This is a genomic window from Scytonema sp. PCC 10023 (genome assembly GCF_963920835.1).
Taxonomy (GTDB): domain Bacteria; phylum Cyanobacteriota; class Cyanobacteriia; order Cyanobacteriales; family Nostocaceae; genus Kalymmatonema.
In genome coordinates this window covers 1-7,432 of the sequence record NZ_CAWUDP010000197.1, presented here as the reverse complement: position 1 = coordinate 7,432, position 7,432 = coordinate 1, and the positions used below count along the sequence as shown (strand labels likewise).

The 7,432-nt window shown below is 47.7% G+C and carries 3 protein-coding genes and 1 pseudogene; 3 read left to right on the top strand and 1 reads right to left on the bottom strand.

The features are described from left to right. Positions 1-46 precede the first annotated feature (46 nt). Positions 47-4,057 (bottom strand): magnesium chelatase subunit H, encoded by a 4,011-nt coding sequence (locus ACM0OZ_RS47140; protein ID WP_414589870.1) that lies wholly within the window; start codon positions 4,055-4,057, stop codon positions 47-49. Positions 4,058-4,769: 712 nt separating this feature from the next. Between ACM0OZ_RS47140 and ACM0OZ_RS47135 the strand changes: the two genes are divergently transcribed. The 3 genes and pseudogenes from ACM0OZ_RS47135 to ACM0OZ_RS47125 form a co-directional block, all read left to right on the top strand. Beyond that, positions 4,770-4,928 carry a hypothetical protein gene (locus tag ACM0OZ_RS47135; RefSeq protein WP_414589869.1) on the top strand — a complete coding sequence of 53 codons (159 nt, stop codon included), beginning with the start codon at positions 4,770-4,772 and terminating at the stop codon, positions 4,926-4,928. Between the two features lie 198 nt (positions 4,929-5,126). Further along, the gene (locus ACM0OZ_RS47130) at positions 5,127-6,683 is read left to right on the top strand and encodes a flavin monoamine oxidase family protein (protein ID WP_414589868.1); all 1,557 of its coding nucleotides are present in this window, start codon (positions 5,127-5,129) and stop codon (positions 6,681-6,683) included. 87 nt (positions 6,684-6,770) lie between these two features. Beyond that, positions 6,771-7,432: pseudogene (locus tag ACM0OZ_RS47125) on the top strand (lipid-A-disaccharide synthase); the annotation flags it as partial.

The following is a 7,432-nucleotide window of genomic DNA, read 5'->3' as shown; positions in this document are numbered from 1 at the left end:
GCGCCATGGCGCGTCTCTACATTTGGCGTGTTTACACGGTTATAACCTACTCAATTCCCTCAATCCGATCCTCAACCTCCTGGTACAACTCGCGCAGCAACTCCAAATTGTTCTCACTCGTCTCCCAATAACCACGACCATTCACTTCCAACAAGGTGGAAACCATCTTGCGGAAAGAATGGGGGTTGAGGTTCAGTAGACGCTTGCGCATCTCTTCATCTTTAATGAAGGTTTCGTTAGCATCTTCATAGATCCAGTTATCAACAGCACCAGCAGTCGCACTCCAACCCATCGTATTTACCAACCGCTTGGAGAGTTCGCGCACGCCTTCGTAACCGTGAGATAACATTCCCTCGTACCACTTGGGATTTAACATTTTGGTACGGGCATCCAAACGCACGGTTTCTGATAAACTGCGGACTTGAGCGTTAGCTGTGGTGGTGTCGGCGATGTAGGATGCTGGTGTTTTGCCATCACCCCGCAAACTTGCCACAACCTTGGTGGGATCAGAGTCGAAGTAATGGGAAACGTCGGTCAAGCTAATCTCGGAAGAGTCGAGATTTTGGAAAGTGACCTCAGCAGTTTTCAGAGTTCTTTCAAAAATCTGCCGCTCTTCTTCCATCGTACCGGGGTTATCGGCACTGAAGGCAAAGGATTTCCGCTTGAGGTACATTTCCTGCAACTCGGCTTCGCTGTCCCAAGTGCTGTTTTCTACCGCCAAGTTGATATTTGACGAGTAGGAACCAGAAGCATTGGAGAAGATGCGAGTTGCTGCTTGGCGCAGGTTGATCCCCATTTCCTCTGCTTGTTCGAGGGCGTGTTTGCGAACATAGTTCATTGATGGTGGTTCATCGGCTTCCGCCGCCATCTTCACCCCTTGATCCAGCAGGTTCATTTGGTTGATGAACAAGTCGCGGAATACACCAGAACAGTTAACAACCACATCAATCCGTGGGCGTCCCAACTCTTCTAGAGGTATCAATTCTAACTTGTTCACCCGTCCAAGGGCATCGGGAACTGGACGCACTCCCACCATCCACATGATTTGTGCCAGGGATTCCCCGTAGGTTTTGATGTTATCGGTTCCCCAAAGCACACAAGCGATAGTTTCGGGATAGTGACCGCCGTTTTCTGCTTTGTTACGCGCCAGCAGTCTGTCTACAACGATTTTTGCTGATTGGACAGCAGCCGTTGTGGGGATGGATTGCGGGTCAAGGGCGTGTATATTTTTACCTGTGGGCAAGACATCCGGGTTGCGGATGGGGTCGCCACCAGGACCAGGGAGAATGTACTCGCCTTCTAACCCTTGGAGTAATGCTCCCAATTCGTTGTCAGCGCAAACTTGCTGCAAGCAGAATTCCAGATACTCAAACAGCGGTTTCAGGGCGGCGATGTGTAGAGACGCGCCATGGCGCGTCTCTACAAGATAACCTGCTTTTTGCAGTGCTTCTACCCAAGGCTCTTTTTTGCCCATGTTAAAGAAGTTGAGCTTGGAAACGCGGGAAACTCGTCCTTCTGCGTCAATTTGCTCTTTTACAAGGGCGGAAACTGCGGCACGGGTTGCCATTGTGATGTCTTGCAGCAGTTGGACATCGTCTAAAACGCCTTTGTCGCTGTTTTGGTAGATCTCGTCGATGTCGCGCCCGATGCTGTTGGCAATAATACGCGGGAGACTTTGAATTTCTTCCTCTGGACGGTCTAAGTTAGAAATGTTGACCAGAGTGGCGATCGCCTCTTCAGCCGAAGGTGGTTTACCAATCACATGCAATCCACATGGCAACAGTCGCGATTCAATCTCCATCAACTTGCGGTACACCAAGCCAACGATATTATCCCGTTCCTCAGCGGTCATATCTTTGGCATCGGTTTCGCTCAAAGCGATGTCCTTATCCAAGTTCACCAGCCGACACTTATCCATAATAGTGTTGACGATGGAAATACCGCGTCCGCTATCTTTTAAGGTTTGGTAAGAACCAATCAACTCGCTGAGTTCTTTCAAACCTTTGTACAAACCAGCATTTTCTGCCGGAGGAGTCAGGTAAGAAATTGTCTCGGCGTAACTGCGACGCTTGGCAATTGTTGCCTCGCTGGGGTTATTTGCGGCGTAGTAGTAGAGATTGGGAATTGTACCAATCAAGTTATCTGGATAACATTCTCCAGACATCCCCATTTGTTTCCCTGGCATGAATTCCAAGGAACCGTGAGTCCCGAAGTGTAGCACCGCATCAGCTTGCCAAAGCTGTTCTAGGTAAGTGTAGTAAGCTGCAAAACCGTGGTGGGGACTTGCAGAACGCGAGAACAACAGCCGCATGGGATCGCCTTCGTAACCAAAGGTGGGCTGAACACCAATGAAGACGTTACCGAAATGCTTACCATAAATCAGCAAGTTTTGCCCATCGCTATTGAGATGTCCAGGAGGTGGTCCCCAGTTTTCCTCTAATTTTTGTGAGTAGGGCGTGAGTGCTTCATACTCACGAACTGGCATCCGGTAGGCAATGTTGAGTTCAGGGCTGCTGTACTGTGCTTGGGCGTCGTGGATGACTTGTTCCATCAACTCTTTGGCAGACTCAGGCAACTCCTGCACGTCATAACCGTTGTTCTTGAGGGCTTTCATCACCTCGTAAATTGAGCCGAACACATCCAAGTAAGCAGCGGTTCCCACGTTGCCTTTATCTGGTGGGAAGCTGAAAACGGTGATCGCAACTTTCTTGTGCAGCTTTGGCTTGCGGCGCAGGTTAGCCCATTTGAGGGCGCGTTGTGCCACTGCTTCGATACGGTCTTGCAGGGCGATCGCCTTTCCTGTTGTCCCATCTCGTCCTGATAATATAATCGGCTCAATTGCCCCATCCAATTCCGGAATCGCAATTTGCAATGCAACTTGAATTGGGTGTAACCCCAAATCGCTATCCTGCCATTCTTCGGTTGTTTGGAAGACGAGGGGCAGCGCTACCATGTAAGGACGATTCAACCGCTTGAGCGCGTCAATTGCCTTAGGATGGTCTTGGCGTGCTGGTCCACCTACCAGGGCAAAGCCTGTTAAAGATACTACAGCATCCACCAGTGGGGTTTTGGTAGTCGGTTCGTAGAAGTATGCTTCCACTGGTTTGGAGAAGTCCAAACCTCCGGCAAACACTGCAATAACCCGTGCCCCCATAGATTCTAGTTCTTGCACCATTGCCACATAGTGGGCATCATCACCCGTTACAAGGTGCGTGCGTTGCAATACCAACCCAACACAAGGCGCTAGCGGGTCTTTCAAATCATTGGGGACATCCTTACGGCTGTTGTGCCAATTGAGGTATTCTCTGACATCCTCAAACATCGTGGGGGCAAGAGGATGCCAGACCCCCATATCAGGATAGACAACTGGTGCTTTGTATTGTACGGACGCCAGATTTCGTGTTTCTACATTATTTTTTAAGACGTACTTATCAGCTAGCATCAGCAAGAAGTTTTCCAGGTTCTCTGAAGAACCCCCTAGCCAATACTGAAAGCTGAGCATAAAATTTCGGGCGTCCTGTGCTTTGTCCATTGGCAGGTACTTGAGCACTTGCGGCAATGTCCGCAGCAGCTTGAGCATCCCATCTTGGAAGCCCGCGCCGGATTTTTCCTTGCGCTTTCGCATGAACTGTGCTATCGCACTCTTAGATTGCCCCAATTGTGCCAAAGAGAAGGTGCCCATTTTGTTTAGGCGCATAACTTCAGGCATTGAGGGGAACACAACGGCAACGTCCAAGCGATCGCGGTGTGGTGCTACTGCTGCTACTAACTTTTGGGCTAAGTCTTCTATAAAAATCAGCGAGGCAATAAAGATATTGGCACTTGCGATCTCCTTTTGGAACTCCTCGTAGTTCTCTTTGTCTCGGAGTTCTTCAATCAAATAGCCACTAATTTCAATCGCCAGGTTGGGATGATTCTGGTTAATTTCCCGAACCGCTTGTGACAATGCACTCTGGTACTGGGACTCTAACACGACATAGACCACCTTAATTAAATGACGCCCCCGCAGGTTGTCAGGCGCAATATGTCTAATGGTGGACTTGACGTGAGTGAACATGCTTCCTCGGCTCCTTTGATGCGTGTTCTCGTTTAAGAAGTCCTCTTCGGCAAAAGCAGCCATTCAGACTTCCTCTCTAAGGCAATATGAGTTTTTTACCAGAAAATGCTTGCTCAGTGGGGATTTTGTCGCCTATCTGACACAAAATGATATAAAAAATGAAATAATTTGTAAAAATTGTTGACAGATTTGCAAAGTATTTGCTCACAATTGTGTCAAAAAAATTTACATAACTTTAATTAGCTGCTTTAGTCCCATTACCTTAGGGTACAAGGGGACAAGGGGACAAGAGCTACCACGCTCCCACGTTATTTAGGTGTTAAAAGTAGCACATTTGATTAAATAATCCCAGCAATGGGAAGTGCCTGGAAAGATGAACGTGACTAAAAAAGCTGGTATGAAGAGAAGTCACTATACTCTGCGCCAGCGCATTAAGTTTTGATGCGGATACATTAATAAAAACTGAGTTATTGCAAGTATCTTAACGAAAGGTGACAAGTTGTTCCATTTTGCATATCTCTCGGCAAACGCTCTTGAAATATCAGGCAAACAACTTTATTGTAATAAATCGTACTGTACTGTCATAAAATGCCAACAAAATTGTAACCCTTTTTACCTTTGCTTGACCATAAGTCATTAATCAAGCGTTGATATTTTTTCTTAAGAAAATAGTTGATGTTAGGACTTACGCACTGTACAAAAAGACTGGATTATGTATAACGTGCGCGATTGGCTTTGCCACTGCCCCTTGGGCAATCGCATGATTGCACTGGCACCTGTGCGATGGCACGGAGTGCCCGCCAAGGAGCGATCGCGTGGAAACATTGTCTGTATCTGCAGATCAATTGCACTGCGGCGGCAAAATGCTTGACTCTATGTACAATCCACGTTCATCTTCCGCAGCGTGCGTAAGTTAATTTCACTAACACCTAGATAAGAAGTAGAAGAAGGGCTTATGTCCTCGCTAGTTCAAAACCCCGACTTTATTGAGGTGATTTCTGCCTACTATGGTGAGCATCACACAATCAAAATTTTGTCAATGCGTAAGTTCTAGATGTTAGGAGTGGCTATGAAGAGAAGAGATTTCATAACAACTGTTGCTGTGTCCGGAGGTTCAGCCTACGCGGCTATGAAGGCTTTGGGCTTGTTAGAAAAACCAGCAACTGCACAAAGTCCATCACAAAGAGGTTCATTTCGGCTACAGCCTAGCAAGAGAGGCAATCGCGTCATTATTCTTGGTGCGGGCTTGGCGGGAATGGCTTCTGCTTATGAGTTGGGCAAAGTTGGTTACGACTGTATTATCCTCGAGGCACGTGAACGTGCTGGTGGTCGGTGCTGGACACTTCGAGGTGGAGATCAGTTTACTGATACTCTAGGACAAACACAAACAGTTCAATTTGATTCAGGCTTGTACTTTAATCCAGGTCCTGCTCGCATTCCCCAGGAACACATCACACTAGACTACTGCCGGGAATTGGGCGTTGCTGTTGAGGTGAAAGCAAACGTCAACCGACGAGAATATTACTACAACATTCAGAACGCAGGTCCGCTGTCGGGTCAAAAAGTCCGTGCCCGCGAAGCCATAACTGATATACGTGGCTACATATCAGAACTGCTGGCTAAAGCCGTTAACCAGAATGCAATTAATGCGCCTTTGACGACTGAAGACAAAGAAAAACTAGTTGAGTTTCTTCGGACGTATGGGGATTTATCTCCAGACTTGTTCTACAAAGGTTCGAGCCGACGTGGCTTTACTAATTATCCAAGTGCTGGCTTGCAACCTGGGACACAATCAGATCCCTACGACCTAAGTGCGTTAATTCAATTAGGATTTGCTGACTACGAAAGTTTCGAGTGGGATTGGCAGCAACAGATGACGATGCTGCAGCCTGTTGGTGGGATGGATCAAATAGCCAAAGCTTTTGAAAGTAGAGTCGGCAATAGGATTGTTTTCCAATCAGAGGTCAAGGAGATTCGCAAGACACCCAACGGCGTTAGCATCGTGTACGCGGATAGCTCAGGCACAAACCAACAAGTCACAGGCGACTACTGCATCTGCACCATTCCGCTACCAGTACTCAAGAGTATCCCGTCGGACTTTTCTCCCGAGTTGAATGAGGCAATTGCCAGCGTTGCCGCCATCTACGTGCGAGCAGGTAAAGGTGGCTTGCAGTTCAAACGCCGTTTCTGGGAGGAAGACGAGGACATCTTCGGCGGCATTACTTGGACTGATCAGGACATTGCTCAGATTTGGTATCCGTCGGAGGGTTACCTATCCAAGAAAGGAATTATGCTCGGCTACTACCAATTTGATGACACCAAGGTAGGACCTCTGCCTCCAAATCAGCGCCTCGCCTTAGCGCTCGAACAAGGCAGCAACATCCACCCTCAGTACAGAAACGATTTTGAGAACGGCATCACACTTTATTGGCCAACAATCCCATACAGTTTGGGTGGCTGGGCAGAGTACACAGACGACGTACGACAGAGGTACTATGCCAGACTCAACGAACCCGATGGCAATATTTATTTGTGTGGGGAGCATGTGAGCTACCTGACAGGATGGATGGCTGGTGCTCTGGAATCAGCACGTTTGGTAACTTCGAGAATTAATGCTTTGGCTTAGTAGGGGAAAATTCTCCTTTCACCCAGAAATGGGAACTATAAGCTGATAAATAATGACTAATGACTAACGACTAATGACCAATGACGAATGACTGCTGATATTCTTATTCTCTCAAATGGTCCTGGGGAAGTCACGACTTGGGTGCGCCCAGTGGTTAAAGCATTGCGGCAAATACTGAGTGATGACCGAAATCAAATAAGAATTTCTGTGGTTTTGTCGCCTTGCCCCAATTCTAGCGGCAAAGAAGCAGATATTGCTCGGTCTTTCCCTGAAGTAGACCGAGTGCAGCCAGCAGAGTATTTTTGGCAATTTTTGCTGTGGGGAAAGACATTTGAGAATTGGGACTGGCGGAAACGTGGTGTCGTTGTTTTCCTTGGTGGGGATCAATTTTTTCCCGTTGTCGTTGGCAAAAGGCTAGGGTATCGCACCGTTGTCTACGCAGAATGGGATGCACGTTGGCACAACTTAATTGACCGCTTTGGAGTAATGAAACCCGAAGTTGCTGCACGTGTCCCTCAAAAATTTGCCCACAAGTTCAGCGTTGTGGGAGATTTAATGCAAGAAGCACAGGCAGGGGAAGCAGGGGGAGAAATCAATTCAAAATTCAAAATTCAAAATTCAAAATTAGGAGTTTCTTCCTCATCCTCCTCATCCCCCTCATCCCCCTCATCCTCCTCATCTCCCTCATCCCCCTCATCTCCCTCATCCCCCTCATCCTCCTCATCCTCCTCATCCCCCTCATCCCCCTC

What these genes read in the sequence shown, in the direction of transcription:
- ACM0OZ_RS47135 (WP_414589869.1), top strand. Translation starts at nt 4,770, where the DNA reads ATGTATAACGTGCGCGATTGGCTTTGCCACTGCCCCTTGGGCAATCGC.
- ACM0OZ_RS47130 (WP_414589868.1), top strand. Translation starts at nt 5,127, where the DNA reads ATGAAGAGAAGAGATTTCATAACAACTGTTGCTGTGTCCGGAGGTTCA.
- ACM0OZ_RS47140 (WP_414589870.1), bottom strand. Translation starts at nt 4,057, where the DNA reads ATGTTCACTCACGTCAAGTCCACCATTAGACATATTGCGCCTGACAAC.